A 22,959-nucleotide genomic window follows, 5' to 3' on the forward strand; every position below is an offset into this window, starting at 1 on the left:
AGGGTGACGTGGGACACGCGCCGGCGGGCAGGACCCGTGACTGCCGAGCGCACGACGGCACGCCCCCGCCGCCGTCCGCGCCGGGCCCGGGACCCCTCGTGACCCCTCGACTACGCGACGACCTGCGGATTCCCAAAGGGTGGGAAGACGGTTGTCGGGTCGTGACACCTGTTGCAGGGTCTGGCGCATGTTCGACCCGGAAGACCTCGACGCGGACCTCTCCGTGACCGGCCACGTGGTGACCTCCCAGCGGGAGTACCCCCGCGGCGAGGTCCGGGTGCGCGACGGACGCGTCCTGGCCGTGCGCGAGACGCCGAGCGACGCGCCCGCCGCCGAGCGCGTCGACGCGGGCGGGGCGTACGTTCTGCCGGGCGTAGTCGACCCGCACGTGCACTGCCTCAGCCATGCGGGGGAGGGCATCGAGGCCGCGACCCGCTCCGCGGCCGCGGGCGGCGTCACGACGCTGCTGGAGATGCCGTTCGACGAGGCCGGGCCGGTCTGGTCGGTGGACGCCTTCCGCGCCAAGCGGGCGGCGGTGCTGCGCGAGGCGCACCTCGACGTCGGGATGTACGCGACCGTCGAGCCCGGCGGGCAGGGCATCGCCGAGATCCCGAAGCTCGCGGCCGAGGGCGCGGCCTGCTTCAAGCTGTCCACCTTCCAGACCGACCCCCGGCGCTTCCCCCGGACTCCGGACGGGGAGATGCTCGACGCGTTCGCCGAGATCGCCCGGACCGGACTCCGGGTCTGCGTCCACGCCGAGAACGACGAGATCGTGCAGCGGAACCTGGCGCGGCTGCGGGCGTCCGGCGCCTCGGGGCCGCTGCTGCACGGGGTCTCCCGGCCGCCGGTCGCCGAGACGGCCGCCGTGGCGGCCGTGCTCGAGTTCGCCCGGGCCTCCGGCGTGCACCTGCACTTCTGCCACGTCAGCACGCCGCACGCCGTCGACCTGGTGCAGTGGCACCGACGCACGGGCACCTCGGTCACCACCGAGGTCTGCCCGCACTATCTGACCCTGACCGAGCAGGACATGGTCCGCGGCGGCGCCCGGCTGAAGTACAACCCGCCGCTGCGCACCCCGGCGGAGGCCGACGGGCTCTGGCACCGGCTCCGCAGCGGCGCCCTCGACATGGTGGCCTCGGACCACGCCCCGTGGCCGCTCGCCCTCAAGCAGCGCGACCACGTCCTCGACAACGCCTCCGGCGGGCCGGGAGTGGAGACTCTGCTGCCGCTGGTGGCCGGCGCGGCCCTGCACGAGCGCCGGATGACGCCCCGTGAGCTGGTGCGCAGCCTCTCCACGCGGGCGGCACACGCCTTCGGCCTCGCGGACCGCAAGGGCGACCTGCGGCCCGGGCTGGACGGCGACCTGGTGATCCTCGACCCGGACGCGGAGTGGACGGTGGACGGCTCCCGGCTGCGGTCGAACGCCGGCTGGAGTCCCTTCGACGGCATGCGGATCCGCGGCAGGGTGCGGTGCACCGTCTCCCGCGGCGAGGTGATCTGGGACGGCGAGTCCGTGCGCTCCGCGGCGGGACGTGGACGCTTCCTCGCCCCGGCGCCCTTCCCCGCACCACCGGAAGAGGACGGCTGATGCCCGGCGAACCGCGTTCCTCCTCGTTCGCGAGAGGGCTGAACGTCCTCGCCGCCGTCGTCGACGGCGGGCCGCAACGCGCCGACGAGGTGGCAGCGCGCACCGGGCTCTCCACCAGCTCCGTCTACCGGTTCGTCCGCAGGCTCGTCGACGACGGATTCCTGGAGGCCGACGGGCACGGAACGTACCGTGTCGGCCCGCGGCTGTCCCGTCTCCAGGACGGTCCGGGCACCGGCCAGACCCTCCGCTCCCTGGCCCTTCCCTTCCTGCGCGACCTGGTGACCGAGACCTCCGAGACCGTGCTGCTCACGGTGCCCGCCGGCCTCTCGGCACTGGTCGTGGAGAGCCTCGACTCCCCGCACTCCATGCGCCTGTCCTTCGCGCCCGGGACGCTGCGGCCACTCCACGCCGGAGCCTCCGCGAAGGCCCTGCTCGCCTTCGCGCCGCAGGACGTGATCGACCGGGTCCTCGGCGGGCGCCTGGAACGGTTCACCCCCGGTACGCCGGCCAAGGCCACGCTGCGCACGCAGCTGGCCCGGATCCGCGAGCAGGGCTACGTCGTCAGCCGTGGCGAGGTCGACCCGCACGCCGTGGCCATCGGCGTACCCGTCCTTCCGCAGGGGCGGCTGGCCTGCGCCCTCAGCATCGCCGGGCCGGAGCACCGCTTCGACGGGAACCGCGCGCACACCGAGGTCCGGGCCCTCACCGCCGCCGCCCGCGCCCTCGCGTCCCGGATCGAGGAATCGGCCCGGACGCTCCCCGCACCTCCGTACAGCACCACCTGAAAGGCCCCTTCATGTCCCACGGACCGGTCCCCGCAGTCCCCGCCTGCTCGGTGGAGCGGCTGCGCGCCGACTTCGATCGCCTCGCGGAGTTCCACGACCCCGAACGGCCGGGATGGACGCGCGGCGCGTTCTCCCCGTACTACGCGGCCTCCCGCGACTGGATGGCCTCCCGCATGAGTGCGGCGGGCCTGACGGTACGCCGGGACGCGGTCGACAACCTCATCGGCACCCTCCCCGGAGCGCGCACCGACGCTCCCGCACTCGTCACCGGCTCGCACACCGACACCGTCGAGGGCGGCGGACGTTTCGACGGCATCATCGGTGTGCTCGGGGCCCTCGAAGCCGTACGGACCCTCGCCGACGCGGGCATCGCGCTGGAACACGAGCTGCGGGTCGTCGACTTCTTCAACGAGGAGCCGAACCAGTTCGGTCTCAGCTGCGTGGGAAGCCGTGCCCTGGTCGGCGAGGTGACGCGGGAGCACCTGGACCTGGACGACGGTGCGGGGGAGACGCTGCGCGACGCCCTCGCCCGGGTGGGCGGTTCGCCCGACGACCTGCCGGAAGCCCGGTGGTCCGGTGACGACGTCGCCGCCTTCCTCGAACTGCACATCGAACAGGGGCCGGTGCTGGAACACGAAGGGCTGCCGGTGGCCGTGGTGAGCGCCATCGCGGGCATCGACCGCTACCGGGTCGAGTTCACCGGACGGCCCGACCACGCGGGCGCCACCCCGATGGACTACCGCTACGACGCCTCCTGCGCGGCGGCGGAGACCGTTCTGGCCGTGGAGCGGCTCGCTGCCGACGAGGGCACCGGCGTCGCCACCACCGGGCGGATCGAGATCGAGCCAGGCGCGCCGAACGTCGTCCCGGGGCGCGCCCGCCTGTGGGTCGAGTTCCGGTCCGGGGAACGGGAGTGGCTGGACGACTGCGGCCGGGGGCTTCACGAGGCGGCACGGGCCGCCGCGGAGCGACGCGGCGTGCAGGCGGACGTCCACAGCCTCTCCACCTCCGACCCGGTCGCCGCCGACACCCGGATACAGGAACTCCTCGAGCAGGGAAACACGCGCCTGGGCCTGCCGCATCGCACGATGTTCTCCGGCGCCGGGCACGACGCCGCGCACATGGCCCGGCTGGCGCCCATGGGCATGCTGTTCGTCCCCTCCCACGGCGGCCGCAGCCACTGCCCCGAAGAGTGGACCGACCTCGAACAGGTGGCGACGGGAGCCCGCGCCCTGGCACAGGGCCTCGTCGAAGTCGACCGCGCACGACGCCGCGACGCGGCACCCGGAGAGGACGGCACCGTCCTCTGACCCCCGCTCAGCGGACCCGGTGTCTCCCGGAAACACCGTCCCCCGAGGGTCCGCTCATCCGAAAGTGAAGGTTCCCATGCCGCTCACCTTGAGAAGTCGCGCCAACGATGTCTCCAGCAAGATGCTCGGCGGCATCGAACGGGTCGGCAACAAACTCCCCCACCCGTTCATCCTGTTCGTCTATCTCGCTCTCCTCGTCATCGTCGCCTCCGGTGTGACGAGCCTGTTCGACGTCACCGTGGAGAACCCGGAGAGCGGCGAGACCGAGCCCGTCCGCAGCCTGCTCACGGGCGACGGCCTCGTCTACATGCTGACGTCGGCGCTCGACAACTTCGTGCAGTTCCCGCCGCTGGGCCTGGTGGTGGTCATGATGCTCGGCATCGGCCTCGCCCAGCAGGTCGGACTGATCGAGTCGGCCGTCAAACGGGTGATCCTGGCCGCGCCGCCCCGCCTGGTGACGGCCGCCGTCGTCCTCACCGGCATCTGCGGAAACCTCGCGTCCGACGCGGCCTTCATCGTCATCCCGCCGCTGGCGGCGCTCGTCTTCCGCGCCGTGGGCCGGCATCCGCTGGCGGGGCTCGCCGCCGGGTTCACCGCGGCCGGCGCCGGATTCTCGGCGAACTTCTTCGTCGCCGGCACCGACGTGCTGCTGTCCGGGATCTCCACCGAGGCCGCCGGCATCGTGGACTCCGGGGCCGAGGTGTCCCCGGTCGCGAACTGGTACTTCATGGTCGCCTCGGTCGTGGTCCTCACCCTCATCGGCGTGTTCGTCACCGAGAAGATCGTGGAACCCCGTCTGGGCACCTACCGGGCCGAGGACGAGGAGGACGACGACGCCGCAGCCCTGGAACGGTCCCAGGTGACTCCCGAGCAGCGCCGCGGCCTGCGCAACGCCCTGCTGGCGATCGGCGCCTACCTGCTCCTCGTCGTCGCGTGCGTGGTTCCGTCCTCTTCGCCCCTGCGGGGCGAGGGCGGTTCGCTGGTCGAGTCGCCGCTCCTGGACGGCATCGTCCCGCTGCTCTTCCTGCTGTTCGTGGTGGGGGCGGTGGCCTACGGTGTCACCGTCAACGCGCTGCGCAGCAGCGGCGACGTGCCCCGTTACATGGCGGAGGCCGCGAAGAACCTCGGCGGCTTCCTCGTCCTGATCTTCGCCGCGGCGCAGGCCATCGCCTACTTCGAGTGGAGCCGGCTCGGCCTGTGGGTCGCCGTCAACGGCGCCGAGCTGATGGAGAGTCTGGACGTCTCGGGTGTGGGCGGGCTCGTCGGCTTCAGCCTGATCACCCTCGTGCTGAGCCTTCTCATCGCGAGCGGTTCGGGGCTGTGGGCCATCGAAGCGCCCATCTTCGTACCGATGTTCATGCTGCAGGACGTCAACCCCGCCTATGTGCAGCTCGCCTACCGCATCGCCGACTCGTCGACGAACTGCATCGTCCCGCTGAGCCCGTACGTCGCGATCATGCTCGGCTTCATCCAGCAGTACGACAGGCGGGCGGGCCTGGGAACCCTCTTCGCGCTGGTCCTGCCGTACACCGTGGCGTTCTACGTCGGCTGGATGCTGCTGTTCGTGGCCTGGCTGCTCCTCGGCATACCCATCGGTCCGGGCGAGGCGCTCCACCTGTCCTGACCCGCCGGCCCGGGCGCCCCGGGACTCCGGGGCGGACCGGCCGCGCCGGAGCCCCGGCCGGGGTCAGCCGTGCGGGTCGTCGGCGGCGCCCTGCGCCGGGCCTGCGCGGAACGCGTCGAGGATGCGCTCGGCCGCCCGGGTCGCCGTCAGCGCGCCGTCCCTGACCTGCTGTTCCAGGGCGGGGGAGAGGCGCCGGACCTCGGGGTCGGCATGGAGGCGGCCGAGGAGTTCGTCGCGGACCATCGACCAGGCCCAGTCGACCTGCTGGTCGCGGCGCTTCCCCGCCAGGCGGCCGGACGCCTCCAGCCGGGACCGGTGCTCCTCCAGGCGTTCCCAGACGGTGTCCAGGCCGGTCGACTCCCGGGCGCTGCAACTGAGCACGGGCGGCGTCCAGAACGCGTCCTTGCCGTGCATCAGCCGCAGCGCGCCCGCCAGTTCGCGCCCGGCGGCGCGGGCGTCGCGCTCGTGCGGGCCGTCCGCCTTGTTGACGGCGATGACGTCGGCGAGTTCCAGGACGCCCTTCTTGATGCCCTGCAGCTGGTCGCCGGTACGTGCCAGGGTGAGCAGCAGGAACGAGTCGACCATGTTCGCGACCGCGGTCTCCGACTGGCCGACCCCGACCGTCTCCACCAGCACCACGTCGTAGCCGGCCGCCTCCATCACCACGATCGACTCGCGGCTCGCCTTGGCCACCCCGCCGAGCGTGCCGGCGGTGGGGGAGGGGCGGACGAAGGCCGCCGGGTCGACGGCGAGCCGTTCCATCCGGGTCTTGTCCCCGAGGATGGAGCCGCCCGTGCGGCTGGACGAGGGGTCGACCGCCAGCACCGCCACCCGGTGTCCGAACGAGGTGAGCATCGTGCCGAACGCGTCGATGAACGTCGACTTGCCCACGCCCGGTACACCGCTGACGCCGATCCGCCGCGCCCGGCCGCTGTGCGGCAGGAGTTCGGTCAGCAGCTCCTGCGCGAGCGCGCGGTGCTGCGGGCGCGTGGACTCCACGAGCGTGATGGCGCGCGCGACGACGGCCCGCTTCCCCGCGAGGACGCCCTTGACGTACGTGTCGAGGTCGATGGCCATGGGCTTCAGCGGTCGTGTCCGAGGCCGGCCGCCAACTGCTCCACCAGGTCGTACGCCGCGTCCGGGATCACCGTGCCCGGCGGGAACACCGCGGCCGCGCCCATCTCCAGCAGCGTCGGAACGTCCTGCGGCGGGATCACGCCGCCGACCACGATCATGATGTCCTCGCGCCCCTCCTCGGCCAGCTGCTCCTTGAGCGCCGGGACGAGGGTGAGGTGTCCCGCCGCCAGGGACGAGACGCCGACGACGTGCACGTCCGCCTCGACGGCCTGCCGGGCGACTTCGGCGGGGGTCTGGAACAGCGGGCCGACGTCCACGTCGAAGCCGAGGTCGGCGAAGGCGGTGGCGATCACCTTCTGGCCGCGGTCGTGGCCGTCCTGGCCCATCTTGGCGACCAGGATGCGCGGACGGCGGCCCTCCGCCTCCTCGAACGTGGCCACCAGACCACGGGTGCGCTCCACGGAAGGGGACGCGCCGGCTTCGTTGCGGTACACCCCCGAGATGGTACGGATCTGGCTCGCGTGCCGCCCGTACACCTTCTCCAGGGCGTCCGAGATCTCGCCGACGGTGGCCTTCGCACGGGCCGCGTTCACGGCCAGCTCCAGCAGGTTGCCCTCACCGCCCGCGGCCCGGGTCAGCGCGTCGAGCGCGTCCCGGCAGGCGGTCTCGTCGCGCTCCGCGCGCAGCCGCCGCAGCTTCTCGACCTGCTGGGCGCGGACCGAGGAGTTGTCGACCTTGAGGACGTCGATCTGCTCGTCGCTGTCGACGCGGTACTTGTTGACCCCGATCACCGGCTGGCGCCCGGAGTCGATCCGGGCCTGGGTGCGGGCCGCCGCCTCCTCGATGCGCAGCTTGGGGATGCCGGCGTCGATCGCCTGCGCCATCCCGCCGGCCTCCTCGACCTCCTGGATGTGCTGCCAGGCCCGACGCGCCAGGTCGTGGGTCAGCTTCTCCACGTAGGCGCTGCCGCCCCACGGGTCGATGACCCGGGTCGTGCCGGACTCCTGCTGGATGAGCAGCTGCGTGTTGCGGGCGATCCGCGCGGAGAAGTCGGTGGGCAGGGCCAGCGCCTCGTCGAGGGCGTTGGTGTGCAGCGACTGCGTGTGCCCCTGGGTGGCGGCCATCGCCTCGACGCAGGTACGGGTGACGTTGTTGTACACGTCCTGCGCGGTCAGCGACCACCCGGAGGTCTGCGAATGGGTGCGCAGCGACAGCGACTTGGCGTTCTTCGGGTCGAACTGCCGGACCAGCTTCGCCCACAGCAGGCGGGCGGCGCGCAGCTTCGCGACCTCCATGAAGAAGTTCATGCCGATCGCCCAGAAGAAGGAGAGCCGCGGGGCGAACGCGTCCACGTCCAGCCCCGCCGCCATCCCGGTGCGGATGTACTCCACGCCGTCCGCGAGGGTGTAGGCCAGCTCCAGGTCGGCCGTCGCCCCGGCCTCCTGGATGTGGTAGCCGGAGATGGAGATGGAGTTGTACCGCGGCATCCGCTGGGAGGTGAAGGCGAAGATGTCGGAGATGATCCGCATCGACGGCTTCGGCGGGTAGATGTAGGTGTTGCGGACCATGAACTCCTTGAGGATGTCGTTCTGGATGGTCCCCGCCAGCTTCTCGGCCGGCACGCCCTGCTCCTCGGCCGCCACGATGTACAGCGCCAGCACCGGCAGCACGGCGCCGTTCATCGTCATGGAGACGGTCATCCTGTCCAGCGGGATGCCGTCGAAGAGCTGACGCATGTCGTAGATCGAGTCGATCGCCACGCCCGCCATGCCGACGTCCCCGGTGACGCGCGGGTGGTCGCTGTCGTAGCCGCGGTGCGTGGGCAGGTCGAAGGCGACCGACAGGCCCTTCTGCCCGGCCGCCAGGTTGCGGCGGTAGAAGGCGTTGGACTCCTCCGCCGTGGAGAAGCCCGCGTACTGGCGGATGGTCCACGGCTGGTTGACGTACATCGTCGGGTACGGGCCGCGCAGGTACGGGGCGGCGCCGGGGTAGGTGCCGAGGAAGTCCAGCCCCGCCAGGTCATCGGCCGTGTACAGGGACTTGACCGGGATGCCCTCGGGCGTCTCCCACAGCGGATCGTCCGCGCCGGTGGCCTGCTTGACGGCCGTACGCCACGCGTCCGGGCCGCCGTGCGCGGTCGGCGAGCCCAGCTCGATCTCGGAGAAGTCGGGGATGCTCATCGGGACTCTTCCCTGCGGTCGAGGACGGCGGAGAGCACGGCGACGGCGTCGCATCCGGCGTGCACGTAGGTGTCGACGCCCGGGTACGGCCCGGGGCGTCCGGCGAGGAACACGTGCGAGGCCCCGGCGGCCCGCAGCTCCTCGGCCACGGCCTGCGCACGCTCCTCGTACAGCTCGTCGCTGGAGCAGAGGCAGACCTCGGTGGCGCCGCTCTCCTCGAACGGCCCCTCCGTGACGGGCTCGATGCCACCGGCCTGGAAGAGGTTGGAGGCGAAGGTGGCCCGCGCCGTGTGGGCCGCGGCCGGGCCGATCGTCGCCAGGAAGACGCGCGGCCGGCGGCCGGTGGCTGCCAGGTGGGCGTCGGAACGGGCCCGCAGGGCCTCGTACGCGTCGTCGCGGCGGACGCGCGGCAGACCACCGGTGGGCCGTTCGGGCCCGGGGGCGCGTACGACGGGCTTCTCGTCGAGGTGCGGGAACTCGCTGACACCGGTGACGGGCTCGCGCCGCCGGGCGAGCCGGCCGCTCCGGGCCTCCCAGGCTCCGGACAGCTCCTCCGCCAGCCGGCCCGACCGCAGGGCGGCGGCCTGCCCGCCCGCCCGCTCGATCGTCCGGAAGAACTCCCAGCCCCTGTTGGCGAGTTCGTCGGTGAGGTGTTCCACGTACCAGGAGCCGCCGGCCGGGTCGGTCACCCGGGCGAGGTGCGACTCCTCGATGAGGATCGTCGAGGTGTTGCGGGCGATGCGGCGCGCGAACGCGTCCGGCAGACCCAGCGCGTGGTCGAAGGGCAGCACGGTCACGGAGTCGGCGCCGCCCGCTCCGGCGGCCAGCGCCGCGACCGTCGTCCGCAGCATGTTCACCCACGGGTCCCGGCGCGTCATCATCACCGGCGAGGTCACCGCGTGCTGCACCTGCGCGCCCGCCTCCGGCACCCCGCAGACCTCCGCCACCCTCGCCCACAGGCGGCGTGCGGCCCGCAGCTTGGCGATGGTCAGGAACTGGTCGGCGGTCGCCGCGAAGCGGAACTCCAGCTGCGCGCAGGACTCGGCCGCGCCGAGTCCGGCAGCGGTCAGCTCCCGCAGGGAGGCCACCCCGGTGGCGAGCGCGCACCCCAGTTCCTGCGCGGCCGACCCGCCGGCCTCGTGGTACGGCGTCGCGTCGACCGTCAGGGCCCGCAGGTGCGGGTACTGCTCGGCGCACCGCCGGGCGAGGGCGGTCACCGCCGCGAAGCCGGTCTCCTGCCCGGTGCGGGCCTGGTGGCCCAGCGGGTCGCCCCCGAGGTTGCCCCGGACGTCGTCCGCGGCCACGCCCCGCTCGGTGCAGAGGCGCAGCAGCTCCCGCGCGGCGGGCTCGAACGCGGCTCCCGCGTCCAGGACGACGGGTGCAAGGTCGAGGTAGACGCCGTCGAGGACCCGGGGGAGTGCGTCGACCGGGATGCCGTCCTCGCCCACCGAGAGCCAGAGCGAGGTGACGCCGTTCTCCAGGTCCGCGAGCACCGCGGCGTTGTCGGCTCCCGCGTGCCGCTGCCGTACGCCCCAGCCGCCGACGGTGTTTCCCTCGGCCCGGCCGCCGCGGACGAACGGAGCGAACCCCGGCAGTCCCGGCTCGGGAGCGGGGTCGGCGGCGGTGTACAGCGGCAGGGTGGCGATGCCGTCCTCCACCGCGGTGGACAGCGCTTTCTCGGCCTCGGCCCCCTCGACGTCCCTGCCCGTCTTCCGCAGTACGCCCGCCACTAGGCGCTGCCACTGCTCATGGGTCACGTCGGGGAACTCGGAAGCCAGCTCGAGCCGGTCGTCAGGCGGGGCCGTCATGGTCGGATGCTAAGACAGATCGACTAGGGAACTGCAGAGGACCAAGCTGTGACCTTCTTCTCTCAGCCCGGTCCGTGTGACCCGGGGAGGTCCGGGATGTGAGAGGTGCGCCGGTTCCACCGGGTCTCCCCCGGGTGCCGGTGACGGGTGACGTGCCCCGCACCGGGCACCCGGGCACCCGGGCTCCCGGTGGCGTCAGGAGATGCGGTGGAGCCAGCCGTCGGGGTCCGCCAGGGTGCCGTGGTGGAGGTCGACCAGCTGCTGCCGCAGCTGCAGGGTGACCGGCCCCGGCCTGCCGTCGCCGATGACCCAGTCGCCGCCCTCGTCGCGCACCTCGCCGACCGGCGTCACCACGGCCGCCGTACCCGAGGCGAAGACCTCCGTGATGACGCCGCGGGCGCACTCGTCACGCCACTGATCCAGGCTGATGCGCTCCTCCCTGGCCGTGTAGCCGGCCCGCTCGGCGAGCGCCAGCAGCGTGTCGCGGGTGACGCCGGGCAGCAGCGAACCGCTCAGCTGCGGCGTGACGATCTCCGCGCCGGGTCCGCTGCCCCGGACGAAGAACATGTTCATGCCGCCCATCTCCTCCACCCAGCGGCGCTCCACCGGGTCCAGCCACACCACCTGCTGGCAGCCGGCCTCCTGGGCGGCGCGCTGGGCCACGAACGAGCCGGCGTAGTTGCCGGCGCACTTGACGTTCCCGGTGCCGCCGGGGATGGCGCGGCTGTGCTCGTGACTGACCCAGACCGAGACGGTCTCGACGTCCTGGCCGAAGAAGCCGCCGGCGACGAACGCCATGAGCAGGTACCGGTACTGCTCCGAGGGCCGCAGCATCAGGTTGGCGTCGGCGCCGAACATCAGCGGCCGCAGGTAGATGCTGTGCGACGGGTCGTCGGACAGCATCCCCTCGTCCGTCGAGACCAGCTGCTCGATCGACGAGACGAACAGCTCCTCCGGCAGTTCCGGCATCGCCAGCCGGCGTGCCGAACGCCGGAACCGGCGGGCGTGGTCCCAGGGGCGGAAGACGGACATGCCGCCGTCCACCCGGCGGTGCGCCTTGAGCCCTTCGAAGACCACCTGCGCGTAGTGCAGGCCGAGCGTTCCGGGGTGCAGGCTGAGGTTCTCCAGAGGCTGCAGCTCGGGGGTGGCCCAGCCCCGGGACGCGGTCCAGTCGGTGGCGACCATGTGCGCGGTGAACGCGTCGCCGTGGCCCGGGCGGCGGGCGGGCTGCTGTGCGACGGGCGGAGCGACGGATCCTTCAGGGGCGGTGAGGGTCATGCGGAGGTCCTTTCCGTTCGTGACGGTTCGTGTCGGCATGTGACGGTGCGGATGGGTGTGAGGGTGCGGGTGGTGCGGGTGGTGCGGGACGCGTGGCGCCGTGCGGGGAGGCCCGCAGGGGCGGGAGGCCCCCGCTCAGACCAGGGGGGCGAAGAAGAAGGTGTCGCGGCGGCTGAACCGGCCGTCCCCCGCGACCTGGAAGAAGTCGGCGAAGCGCAGGCTCACCGTGCTCTCGTCCCGGAGCACGCCGTTGAACTCGCCGTGCACGGCGATCCGGTCACCGTGCTCCACGACCGTGTCCAGGGTGTGGCGGCCCTCCTTGATGACGCGCTCCCCGGAGTAGAAGCTGGTCATCGCCTCGTGGCCCACCATCGGCCGGTAGCCGGGCCGGTGGTAGGTGGCGTCCGGTGTGAACAGCGAGACGAGGCCGGCGACGTCGCCGCTGTCGACCAGGTCGTAGTAGCGGCGCACGGTGCTCTCGGAGGTCCCGGCGCTCTCGGCGCCGGCGGCGCGGGCCTCGGCGGGCTGTGCGGGGTGAACGACGGTCATGTCGGGCTCCTTCTCGGTGTGGTGTTCCGGTGGGTCGTGGGTGGGGAAGAGCGGGGGGGCGGGCCGTACGGGCTCGGGCCCGGTCAGCCGGGGCGGCCGACGGCACCTGCCGGTACCTGCCGCAGCCGGGAGGCGAGAACCTCCCCGATGCGGGCCGCCGGGCCGGGGAGAGCCAGTTCGCCGTGCCGGCACGGCACCCGGTGGACGCCGAGGCGCCCGCCGACGTGCGGCAGCCAGAGCTGCGGCGCGGGGCTGTCCGCGGTCTTGTCGGCCGTGGCGACGAACACGTCCATCGGGCCGTCGAACCGTTCCGGGGCGAACTCGCCGAGCAGCCGCCGGTTGTTGGCGAACACCTCGCTCAGCCGTTCCACGCCGGACGGGCCCAGCCCGGCCAGCGGGCCCACGCCGGCGAGCCGCTCGGCCACGTCCCGCAGCGTGGTCCGGCCGTGGTCGGGCGGCCGGTGCCCGAGCGAGGCGAGCAGAGCGGTCAGGGACTCCGCGGAGCCGGCCGCGGGCGCTGCGGAGAGCGGCGTCCCCGTTCCGGGATAGCCGTCCAGCACCGCCAGCAGGTCGACGGGTTCGCCCTCGCCCTGCAGCCGGGTGGCCAGCGCGTGGGCCACCAGTCCTCCGAAGGACCAGCCGAGCAGGTGGTACGGCCCGTGCGGCTGCACCTCGCGGATGCGGGCGGCGTAGTCCTCCACCATCTCCGCCAGCCGGGCCGCCGGGCCCGTCTCGCCCGTCAGCCCCCTGGCCTGCAGGGCGTACACCGGCCGGCTGCCGTCGAGGTGGCGGAGCAGGGTCGAGTAGACCCAGCCGATGCCCGCAGCGGGGTGCACGCAGAACAGCGGTGCCTGCTCCGGCGCCGTCCCGCCGCGCAGCGGAAGCAGCACGTCCAGCCCTTCCGCCGCGCGCGTCCCGTTCGCGGGTTTTCCGCCGTCGTCCAGCAACCTGCCGATCCGGGCGGCCAGTTGCGCGACAGTCGGGGCCTCGAAGAGCGTCCCCAGGCCCGGGTCGACGCCGAACTCCTCCCGCACCGCGTGCAGCAGCCGGGCCGCGAGCAGCGAGTGGCCGCCCAGGGCGAAGAAGTCGTCGTCGACGCCGCTCACCTCGGTGCCCAGCAGGCCGGAGTACAGCGCGCACAACCGCCGTTCCCGGGCGTCCCGCGGCGGCGTCTTCGCCCCGTCGGTGACCCAGCGCGGTGCGGGGAGCGCCGCACGGTCCAGCTTCCCGCTCGGCGAGACGGGGATCTCGGGGACCGGGACCACCGCCGCGGGCACCATGTGGGCCGGCAGCGTGGCGGCGGCGTACCGGCGCACCTCCGCCGCGTCCTCGCCGCCCACGACGTAGGCGACGAGCCGCAGGTCGCCGGGCCGGTCCTCCCGCAGCACGACGGCGGCGCGGTGGACGCCGGGGTGGCCGGTGAGCGCCTGGGCCACCTCGCCGGGCTCGATGCGGAAGCCGCGGAGCTTCACCTGGTCGTCGGTGCGCCCGAGGAACTCCAGCACCCCGTCCCGGTGGCGGCGCACCAGGTCGCCGGTGCGGTACATCCGTTCCCCGGCCGGACCGTGCGGGTCGGCCACGAACCGTCCGGCGGTGAGCGCCGGCTGCCCGAGGTAGCCGCGGGCGAGCTGCGTCCCGGCCAGGTACAGCTCACCGGGGACCCCGGGCGGCACCGGCCGCAGCCACCGGTCGAGCACGTGCACGCGGGTGTTCCACACCGGAGTGCCGAGGGGGACGGTGGGAGTGCCGCGCTCGGTGTCGGCGCCCGTGAAGCGGTGCGCGGTGACGTCGACCGCCGCCTCGGTGGGCCCGTACAGGTTGTGGATCTCCACCGAAGGCCCCAGCACGCGGGCACAGCGCTCCGCGAGCGCGGTCGGCAGCGCCTCCCCGCTGCACACGACCCGCCGCAGCGACGGGCAGTGCGCCGCCTCCGGCTCGGCGAGGAACGCCTCCAGCATCGACGGCACGAAGTGCAGCGTGGTGATCCCACGGCTCCGCACCAGCCGGGCGAGGTACTCCGGCTCCCGGTGGCCGCCCGGCCGGGCCACCACCAGGGTCGCCCCGACGGTCAGCGGCCAGAAGAACTCCCACACCGACACGTCGAAGCTGGACGGCGTCTTCTGCAGCACCGCCTCACCGGTCGTCAGCCCGTAGGCGTGCTGCATCCAGCACAACCGGTTGACGATGGCCTCGTGCGGGACGGTCACCCCCTTGGGCCGCCCGGTGGACCCCGAGGTGTAGATGACGTACGCCGGGTGACGCGGCGTCACGACCGGCAGGGCGGACGACGACGGCGCCTCGTCCCGCAGCTCCCGCAGCGTCCCCGGCGTCAGGTGCACGACGGGGTCCGCGTCCGCCAGCATGGCCGCCACCCGGTCGCGGGGGTAGTCCGGGTCGACGGGCAGGTAGGCGGCGCCGGCCTTGTGCACGGCGTACAGCGCCACGACGAGGTCCGGGGACCGCGGCAGGGCGACCGCGACGCACCCCTCCGGCCCGGCGCCGCGGCGGCGCAGCCGGCGGGCGAGATCGTCCGCGCGGGCGTCCAGCTCCCGGTAGGTCAGCGTCTCGTCCTCGAAGACGACCGCGACGGCGTCCGGAGTGCGCCGCACCTGCGCGGCGAACAGGGCCGGGAGCGTGGTCCCGGCGACCTCGTGCGCCGTGGCGTTCCCGTCCTGCAGGGCGCGGACCTCGTCCTCGCCCAGCAGGTCCACGTCGTGCAGCCGCAGGTCCGGGTCGGCGGTGAAGGCGGCCAGCAGTCGCCGCAGCCGCTCCGCGATGCCCGCCGCGGTGGCGTGGTCGAAGAGATCGGTCCGGTAGCCGACGCCCGCCTCGATGCCGGCCGGCGCGCCGTCGGCGCCGTGGCGTTCGCGCAGGCCGACCGTGAGGTCGAAGGACGTGCCGTTGCCGGAGACCGGCACGTCCTCCACCCGCACGCCCGGCAGGTCCAGCGGCGCGGATCCCGTGTTCTGCAGCACCAGCAGCACCTGCACCAGCGGATGCCGGGCGAGCGACCGCGCGGGGTTGAGCTCCTCCACCAGCCGCTCGAAGGGCAGGTCCTGGTGGCTGAAGGCGGTGAGGTCGGTCTCCCGCACCCGCTCCAGCAGCTCCCGGAAGCGTGGGTTCCCGTCCGTGTCGGCGCGCAGCACCAGGGTGTTGACGAAGAACCCGACCAGGTCGTCCAGCGCCGGGTCGGTGCGGCCCGCCACCGGCGTGCCCACGGGCACGTCGGTGCCCGCCCCGAGCCGCGTCAGCAGCGCGGCGAGCGCCGCGTGGGCGACCATGAACAGGGTCACCCCGTGGGCGCGGGCGAGCTCTGCCACGGAGCGGTGCAGCGCGGCGTCCCAGTCGGCCGACACCAGTCCCGCGCCGTGGTCCGCCACGGCCGGACGCGGCCGGTCCGTGGGCAGCGCCAGCTCGTCCGGCAGACCCGCGAGCGCGCTCCGCCAGTGGTCGAGCTGCCCGGCGCACACGCTCCCGGGGTCGTCCTCGGAGCCCAGCACCTCCCGCTGCCACAGGGCGTAGTCCGCGTACTGCACCGGCAGCGGACGCCCCTGCGGCTCCCGTCCGGCCGCCCGCGCGGCGTACGCACCGGACAGGTCGCGGAGCAGCGGCCCGAACGACCAGCCGTCGCTGACGATGTGGTGCATCACCATCACCAGCACGTGGTCCTCGGGGGCCCGTTCCACCAGCGCGGCCCGGAACGGCAGGTCACACGTGACGTCGAAGGGGCGTGCGACGAGTGCGTCGACCACCTCCCTCCAGCCGCTCCCCGCCACCCCGGACGTGCCCAGGGACGGGCGGGCGGCATCCGCCGCCACCACGACCTGATGCGGTTCCCCCGCCTCCTCGGGGAAGACGGTGCGCAGCGCCTCGTGCCGGGACACCACGTCGCCCAGCGCCTGTTCGAGCGCATGCCGGTCCAGGGCGCCCCGCAGCCGGAAGGCCGCCGGCACCGCGTAGGCCCCCGTCCCGCCGTCCAGCCGGTTGAGGAACCACAGGCGGCGCTGCGCCGGGGACAGCGGCAGCCGGGCCGGGCGTGTGCCGGTCCGCAACGGCGGCCGCGCCGGGGCGGCGCCCAGGGCCAGGCCCGCCAGGGACGCCGGAGTCGGCGCACGGAACAGGTCACGGACCGTCAGGCCGGCACCCAGCGTGGCCCCGGCCCGGGCGATCAGCCGGCCGGCCAGCAGCGAGTGGCCGCCCAGCGCGAAGAAGTCGTCGTCCGGGTCCACCCCGTCGGGAACGTCGAGCAGTTCGGCGAACAGGTCGCACAGGATCTGCTCGCGCGGCGTCCGCGGTGCCCGCCGCGTTCCGGTGCTGCGGAGCGGGCGGGGGAGGGCCGCACGGTCCAGCTTGCCGTTGGCCGTCAGCGGGAACGCGTCGAGCGGCACCAGGTCCGCCGGGACCATCGCGGCGGGCAGCGTGTCCCGCAGGTGGTCGCGCAGCGTCCGGGTGGAGGCTTCCGGCGCGACCACGTAGCCGACCAGCCTCCGGTCCCCGGGCCGGTCCTCGCGCACGACGACCGCCGCCTGTGAGACCTCGGGGCGGGAGGCGAGCGCGGCCTCGATCTCCCCGAGTTCGATCCGGACACCGCGGATCTTGACCTGGTGGTCGGCGCGGCCCGCGAAGTGCAGCGTGCCGTCACGGTCCCACCGCACCAGATCGCCGGTGCGGTACATGCGTGCACCCGGGGCGCCGAACGGGCAGGCGACGAAACGCCCGGCGGTCAGGCCCGGCCGGCCGAGGTAGCCGCGTGCCAGGCCGGTGCCGGCCAGGTACAGCTCGCCGACCACCCCGGGCGGGACGGCGCCGAGCCGCTCGTCCAGGACGTAGGCGCGGGTGTTGTCCACGGGACGTCCGATGTCGGGGGAGTCCGCCGTTTCCCGCGCGGCGACGTCGCCTGCGGTGGCGACGACCGTGCACTCCGTCGGCCCGTAGTGGTTCACGACCCGGAACGGGAGTCCCGGCGCGGGCCGCCGTCGCAGGGCGTCCCCGCCGGTGAGCACGGCCCGCAGCCGGCCGGACGCCAGCGACGGATCGTCCAGCACGGTCTCCAGGCGGGGAGTCGAGAGGAAACACAGCGTCAGCGCGGTGTCGGCGGTCCAGGCCGCGAGAGCCGCGGGATCGTCCAGCACGTCCTCGGCGGGAAGGTGCACGGAGGCGCCGGCGCACAGGTAGGGCCACACCTCCCAGACAGCCGCGTCGAACCCCGGCGCCGCCGTCTGCCCCGTCCGGTCCTCCGGGCTGACGGCGTAGCGGTCGTTGTGCCATGCGACGAGGTCGGCGAGAGCCCGGTGCTCCACCACCACGCCCTTCGGGCGGCCGGTCGAACCGGAGGTGTAGATCACGTAGGCCGCGTCGTGGCCGCCGACCTCGGTCGCCACGGGGGTGTGGGGCTGCGCCCGCAGACGCGCCTCCTCCTCGTCGAGGAGCAGGAGGCGGGACCCGGAGGAACCGCTCGCCGTCTCCGGAAGGGTCCCCGCGAACGTCTGCGCGAGGTCGCGGCACGACACCACCAGCGAGGCGGCCGTGTCGGTCAGGACGAACGCCAGCCGGTCGGCGGGGTGTCGCGGGTCCAGCGGCACGTAGGCGGCCCCCGCCTTCAGGATGGCCAGCTGGGTCACGACCATGTCAGCGGAACGCTCCAGGCACACCCCGACGACGCCGCCCCTTCCGACGCCGAGACCGAGGAGCAGATGCGCCAGGCGGTCGGCGCGGCTGTTCAGCTCCGCGTAGCCGACGGTCGTCGTGCCGTCGGACACGGCGACGGCCGTGGGCGTGTGCGCGGCGCGTTCCGCGATCCGCTGCGGAACCGTGCGGTTCTCCTCCCGCGGGGCGTCGGTGGCGTTCCACGCGTGCAGAGTCCGGTGGCGTTCCTCCGTGTCCATGACGTCGATCCCGCCGAGGGGCTGGTCCGGGTCCGCGGTCGCGGCCGCCAGCAGCCGGGCCGTCCGGGCGGCCAGGGCGGCGGCGTCCGCGCGGTCGAACAGGCCGCCGGCGTACTCCAGCCCGAGGGCGAGGCCGGCGGGCGCGCCGTCCGCGGCACGGCGGTCGGTGAAGGCGAAGGTGAGGTCGAACTTGACCTCGCCGGTGCCCACCGGCTCCCAGGAGGCCGTCAGCTCTCCCAACTGCGCCCCCGGAGCGTCGGTCGCCTGCTCGTTCTGCAGGACGAGCATGGTCTGGAAGAGCGGGTTGCGTCCGGCGGCGCGGGCCGGGTTGAGGTCCTCGACGACACGGTCGAAGGGGAGGTCCTGGTGGGCGTAGGCGGTGAGGTCGGTGTTGCGTACGCGGTGCAGGAGGGTGCGGAAGGTGGGGTTGCCGCTGGTGTCGGTGCGGAGGACGAGGGTGTTGACGAAGAAGCCGATGAGGTGGTCGAGGGCTTGGTCGGTGCGTCCGGCGACGGGGGTGCCGAGGGGGATGTCGGTGCCGGCGCCGAGGCGGGTGAGGGTGGCGGCGAGTGCGGCGTGGAGGACCATGAAGACGGTGGTGCCGGTCTCCCGCGCGAGTTCCACCACACGGGAGTGGGTGGCGGGGGACATCTCGGCGTTCACCACGGCGCCCCGCCGGTCCCGCGGCTCCGCCCCGCCTCCGGCGGCCGGCAGGTCGATCTGCTCGGGGAGGCCGGCGAGGGTGTGGCGCCAGTGGTCGAGCTGGGTGGCGAGGAGGCTGCCGGGGTCGTGGGGGTCGCCGAGGAGTTCGCGCTGCCAGAGGGTGTAGTCGGCGTACTGGACGGGGAGTGCGTCCCAGTCCGGTGACCGGCCGTTGCTGCGGGCGGTGTAGGCGGTGCCCAGGTCGCGGAGCAGCACCTCGCGCGACCAGCCGTCGCTGGCGATGTGGTGCAGCACCAGCAGCAGGACGTGGTCGTCCGGTGCCGTGCGGAACAGCCGGGCCGTGAAGGGGGGCTCGGACGCCAGGTCGAACACCCGGCCGGCGGCTTCGTGAAGCCTGGCCGCCAGGCCCTCGCGGGAGCACTCCTCCACGGGGAGCGGGCACGCGCCGGGCGGCAGGACCTCCTGGCGCGGCACCCCGTCCGTCTGCGGGAAGACGGTGCGCAGCACCTCGTGACGGGCGGTCAGGTCGGCGAGAGCCGCGGCCAGACCGTCGGCGTCCAGGCGTCCCCGCAGCCGCAGGGCGTACGGCGAGTTGTACGTGGTGCCGCCGTCCTCGGAGTCGGTGAGGAACCACAGCCGCTGCTGCGCGTACGACAGCGGCAGTGCGCCGCCCCGCTCCCTCGCGTGCAGCGGCGGCCGGGCGGGCCCGGCGGTCCGGGCACCCGCGGCAAGCGCTGCGGGAGTCGGCATCCGGAACAGGTCGCCGACGGTCAGCTCGACGCCCAGCGCGGCCCGGGCCCGGCTCAGCAGCCGCATCGCGAGCAGCGAGTGCCCGCCGAGGGCGAAGAAGTCGTCCTCCGCCCCGACCGCATCCAGACCCAGGGCCTCCGCGAAGAGGCCGCAGAAGATCTCCTCGCTCGCCGTCCGCGGCGCCCGCCCGGTGCGGGCCGCCGCACAGTCGGGAGCCGGGAGCGCACGGTGGTCCAGCTTGCCGTTAGCGGTGAGCGGCAGCTTCCCGAGTGCGACGTACGCGGCCGGGACGAGGTGGGCGGGCAGCCGTTCGGCCGCGTGCCCGGCGAGGTCCGGCGGAAGGTCCCCGCCGTGCGGCACGACGTAGGCGACCAGGCGCGGGTCGCCCGGACGGTCCTCGCGCACGCGCACCACGGCCTGCCGGACACCGGGATGCGTGGTCAGCGCCGCCTGGACCTCCGCGGGCTCGACGCGGAAGCCGCGGATCTTGACCTGGTCGTCGGTCCGGCCGAGGTATTCGAGCACGCCGTCCCGGCGCCAGCGCACCAGGTCCCCGGTCCGGTACATCCGGCTGCCGGGAGGGCCGTACGGGTCGGCGACGAACCGCTCCGCGGTGGCCGCCGGACTGCCGAGGTAGCCGAGCGCGAGTCCGGTCCCGGAGAGGTGGAGTTCGCCGGGGACGCCTGGGGGCACACGGCGGAGCGAACCGTCCAGCACCTGTGCCCGCTTGCCCCGCACGGGACGGCCGACCGGAACGCTGCCGGAGGCGACGTCCCGTTCGGTCGCGGTGTGGACGGTGGAGAACCCCATGCTCTCGGCGGGGCCGTAGCCGTTGCCCACCCGTATATGGCCGAAGTCCTCGAGCAGCCGCGCCACATGGGCCACCGAGGCGGCCTCGCCGCCGGTGAAGGCGGCGCGCAGCCGGGGAAGGATCTCCGGGTGCTCGTCGACCAGCAGGTTGAACAGGCCGGCGGAGGCCTTGAGCACGGTCGCGCCGTGCTCCTCGGCGAGCTGCGCGATCAGCAGCGGGTCCGGGCGCTGGCCCGGCTGCAGGACACACGTGGCGCCGCCCATCAGCGGGCCGAGGAGTTCGGTGGCGAAGGCGTCCCAGGAGACCGGGGCGCACTGCAGCCACACCTCGCCGGGCCCGAACGGGGCGTAGTCCTGGTCGCACAGAGTGCCGGTGAGCGCCCGGTGCGGGGCCACCACGCCCTTGGGCGTGCCGGTCGACCCCGAGGTGAACATGACGCACGCCGGAGCGTCGGGGGAGAGGCCGGCGCGCGGCGGCGCCGCCGGAAGCGTCGCGCCCTCCGCCCACAGGTCGGGGAGGCACAGCACGTCCGCGGTGGAACCGCCCAGCCAGGACGGCTCCTCGTCCGCCGTCACGACCAGGGCGGGCCGGGTCGCCGCCACCACTTCGGCCAGCCGTGCGTCGGGGAAGTCCGGGTCGAGCAGGGTGTAGGCGGCGCCGGACGCCAGGGTGCCCAGCAGACACGTCACCAGGTCCGCGGAGCGCGGGAGGTGCAGCGCGACGATGTCGCCGTCGCCGACGTCCCGCGCACGCAGCACATGGCCGAACCGGTGGGCCTCGTCCTGGAGTTCCGCGAACCGCAGCCGCCTGCCGCCATCGACCAGGGCCACCGCGTCCGGAGTCCGGGCCACCTGTTCGGCGAACCGCCCGCACACCGTCCCCGGCCGCACCACCGGAGCGTTCGCACCGCCCCATTCCTCCAGGGACGCCGACTCCTCCGTGGTGGTCGGGTCCACCTCCGACAGCCGGCGGTCCGGATCGGCCGACATGCTCTCCAGCACGTGACGGAGCCGCTGGGCGAGCACGGTCACGGTGGCCGCGTCGAAGAGGTCGGTGGCGTAGCCGATCCCCCAGTCCAGGCCCGCCGGGGAACCGTCCGCCGCGTGCCGCTCCGCCACGCCGAAGGTCAGGTCGAACTTCGCCGTGCCGGTGCCGATCGGCTCCACCGCCGCGTCGAGCCCGGGGAAGGCGGAGATCCTCTCGCCGTCGCCGTCGCCGTCGCCGGACGTGAGCACCAGCATCACCTGGAAGAGCGGGTTGCGTCCGGCGGCGCGGGCCGGGTTGAGGTCCTCGACGAGACGGTCGAAGGGGACGTCCTGGTGGGCGTAGGCGGCCAGGTCGGTGTCGCGTACGCGGTCGAGGAGGGTGCGGAAGGTGGGGTCGCCGGAGGTGTCGGTGCGCAGGACCACGGTGTTGACGAAGAAGCCCACCAGGTCTTCCAGCGCCTCGTCGTCGCGCCCCGAGACGGGGGTGCCGAGGGGGATGTCGGCGCCGGCGCCGAGGCGGGTGAGAAGTGCGGCGAGGGCGGCGTGGAGGACCATGAAGACGGTGGTGCCGGTCTCCCGGGCGAGCTCCACCACACGGGCGTGCACGTCTGCACCGAGGCGCAGCGGCACGGTGTCGCCACGGTGGCTGGGCACCCCCCGCCGACGGCGGTCGCCCGGGAGCGTCACCTCCTCCGGGAGGCCGGCGAGAGTCCTGCTCCAGTGGTCGAGCTGGGCCGCGAGCACGCTCTGCGGGTCCTCCGCGTCCCCCAGCATCTCCTGCTGCCACAGCGCGTAGTCGGCGTACTGGACGGGGAGTTCGTCCCAGTCGGGTGCGTGGCCGCGGGTGCGCGCGGTGTAGGCGGCGCCCAGGTCCCGGAGCAGCGGCTGCAGGGACCCGCCGTCGCTGACGATGTGGTGCATCACCAGCAGCAGCACGTGCTCCTCCCCGGGCCGTACCTCGAACAGCCGGGCGCGGAAGGGCACCTCCGTCGCGAGGTCGAACACCTCCTGCGCCGCCTCGGAGAGGGCCTGCCGCAGCTCACCGGCCTCACCGGCCTCCGTGCGGACCGTCGGGAGCCCGGAGGGGAGGTCGCCCGGGTCGAGGATGTGCTGGCGGGGTACGCCGTCGGGGGCGGGGAAGACGGTCCGCAGCGCCTCGTGGCGGGTGAGCACATCGTGCAGCGCCGCAGCCAGAGCCGCGCGGTCCAGCGGCCCCGTGAGCCGCAGGGCGAACGGCACGTTGTAGGCGGGACTGTCGTCGGAGCGGCTGAAGAACCACAGCCGCTGCTGCGCGTACGACAACGGGATCATGGACGCTCCTCAGGACCGGGCCCGCCGGCGCAGCGCCGGCCGGGCCTTCGCCGCGTTCTCCGTGCGCAGCGCGAGCGCGGCCGGAGTGGGGGCTTCGAACAGGGACGTGATGGACAGCTCGGCCCGGCAGGCCGAACGGATGCGGCTGATGAGCCGGACTCCCAGCAGGCTGTGTCCGCCGAGGTGGAAGAAGTTGTCGTCGGCGCCGACGGTGTCGAGGCCGAGGACGTCGGCGAAGAGGGTGCAGAGGATCTCTTCGCGGGGGGTGCGGGGTGGCCGGCCGGTGGTGGTGGCGGGCTGCTGGGGTGTGGGGAGGGCGGCGCGGTCGAGTTTGCCGTTGGGCGTCAGCGGCAG

General features: G+C 73.9%; 11 protein-coding genes. 4 read left to right on the forward strand and 7 right to left on the reverse strand.

Annotated features, from left to right (window positions below):
• Window positions 1-187 precede the first annotated feature (187 nt).
• From K304_RS0118980 to K304_RS0118995, 4 genes are all read left to right on the forward strand, one after another.
• Window positions 188-1,588, forward strand: a complete 1,401-nt coding sequence (locus K304_RS0118980) for a dihydroorotase (protein ID WP_037791095.1) — start codon at window positions 188-190, stop codon at window positions 1,586-1,588.
• Window positions 1,588-2,373 (forward strand): IclR family transcriptional regulator, encoded by a 786-nt coding sequence (locus K304_RS29930; protein WP_051308628.1) that lies wholly within the window; start codon window positions 1,588-1,590, stop codon window positions 2,371-2,373. The genes K304_RS0118980 and K304_RS29930 overlap by 1 nt, the downstream gene beginning before the upstream one ends.
• Before the next feature lie 11 nt (window positions 2,374-2,384).
• Window positions 2,385-3,683 (forward strand): N-carbamyl-l-glutamate amidohydrolase ErtE, encoded by a 1,299-nt coding sequence (locus K304_RS29935; protein ID WP_051308629.1) that lies wholly within the window; start codon window positions 2,385-2,387, stop codon window positions 3,681-3,683.
• 76 nt (window positions 3,684-3,759) lie between these two features.
• Window positions 3,760-5,307, forward strand: coding sequence for an AbgT family transporter (locus K304_RS0118995; protein ID WP_051308630.1), 1,548 nt, complete (start codon window positions 3,760-3,762; stop codon window positions 5,305-5,307).
• 63 nt (window positions 5,308-5,370) lie between these two features.
• Here K304_RS0118995 and meaB read toward each other — a convergent pair whose 3' ends face one another.
• The 7 genes from meaB to K304_RS0119030 form a co-directional block, all read right to left on the reverse strand.
• On the reverse strand, window positions 5,371-6,384 hold the full coding sequence (meaB, locus tag K304_RS0119000) for a methylmalonyl Co-A mutase-associated GTPase MeaB (protein WP_027765041.1): 1,014 nt from the start codon (window positions 6,382-6,384) through the stop codon (window positions 5,371-5,373).
• Between the two features lie 5 nt (window positions 6,385-6,389).
• Window positions 6,390-8,564: a methylmalonyl-CoA mutase gene (gene scpA / locus K304_RS0119005; RefSeq protein WP_027765042.1), complete on the reverse strand. Its 2,175-nt coding sequence runs from the start codon at window positions 8,562-8,564 to the stop codon at window positions 6,390-6,392.
• Window positions 8,561-10,372 carry a methylmalonyl-CoA mutase subunit beta gene (locus K304_RS0119010; RefSeq protein ID WP_027765043.1) on the reverse strand — a complete coding sequence of 604 codons (1,812 nt, stop codon included), beginning with the start codon at window positions 10,370-10,372 and terminating at the stop codon, window positions 8,561-8,563. Before K304_RS0119010 ends, scpA begins: the two co-directional genes overlap by 4 nt.
• Before the next feature lie 195 nt (window positions 10,373-10,567).
• Window positions 10,568-11,650, reverse strand: coding sequence for a branched-chain amino acid aminotransferase (locus K304_RS29940; protein ID WP_037791099.1), 1,083 nt, complete (start codon window positions 11,648-11,650; stop codon window positions 10,568-10,570).
• Window positions 11,651-11,785: 135 nt separating this feature from the next.
• Window positions 11,786-12,199 carry a nuclear transport factor 2 family protein gene (locus K304_RS0119020; protein WP_078529372.1) on the reverse strand — a complete coding sequence of 138 codons (414 nt, stop codon included), beginning with the start codon at window positions 12,197-12,199 and terminating at the stop codon, window positions 11,786-11,788.
• An 83-nt stretch (window positions 12,200-12,282) separates the two neighbouring features.
• Entirely contained in the window at window positions 12,283-22,605 is a 10,323-nt protein-coding gene (locus K304_RS29945) for a non-ribosomal peptide synthetase (protein WP_078529373.1), read from the reverse strand.
• Window positions 22,606-22,614: 9 nt separating this feature from the next.
• The coding region (locus tag K304_RS0119030; RefSeq protein WP_027765045.1) for a phosphopantetheine-binding protein at window positions 22,615-22,959 on the reverse strand (345 nt) is incomplete at its 5' end.

The organism is Streptomyces sp. CNS606 (assembly GCF_000426325.1).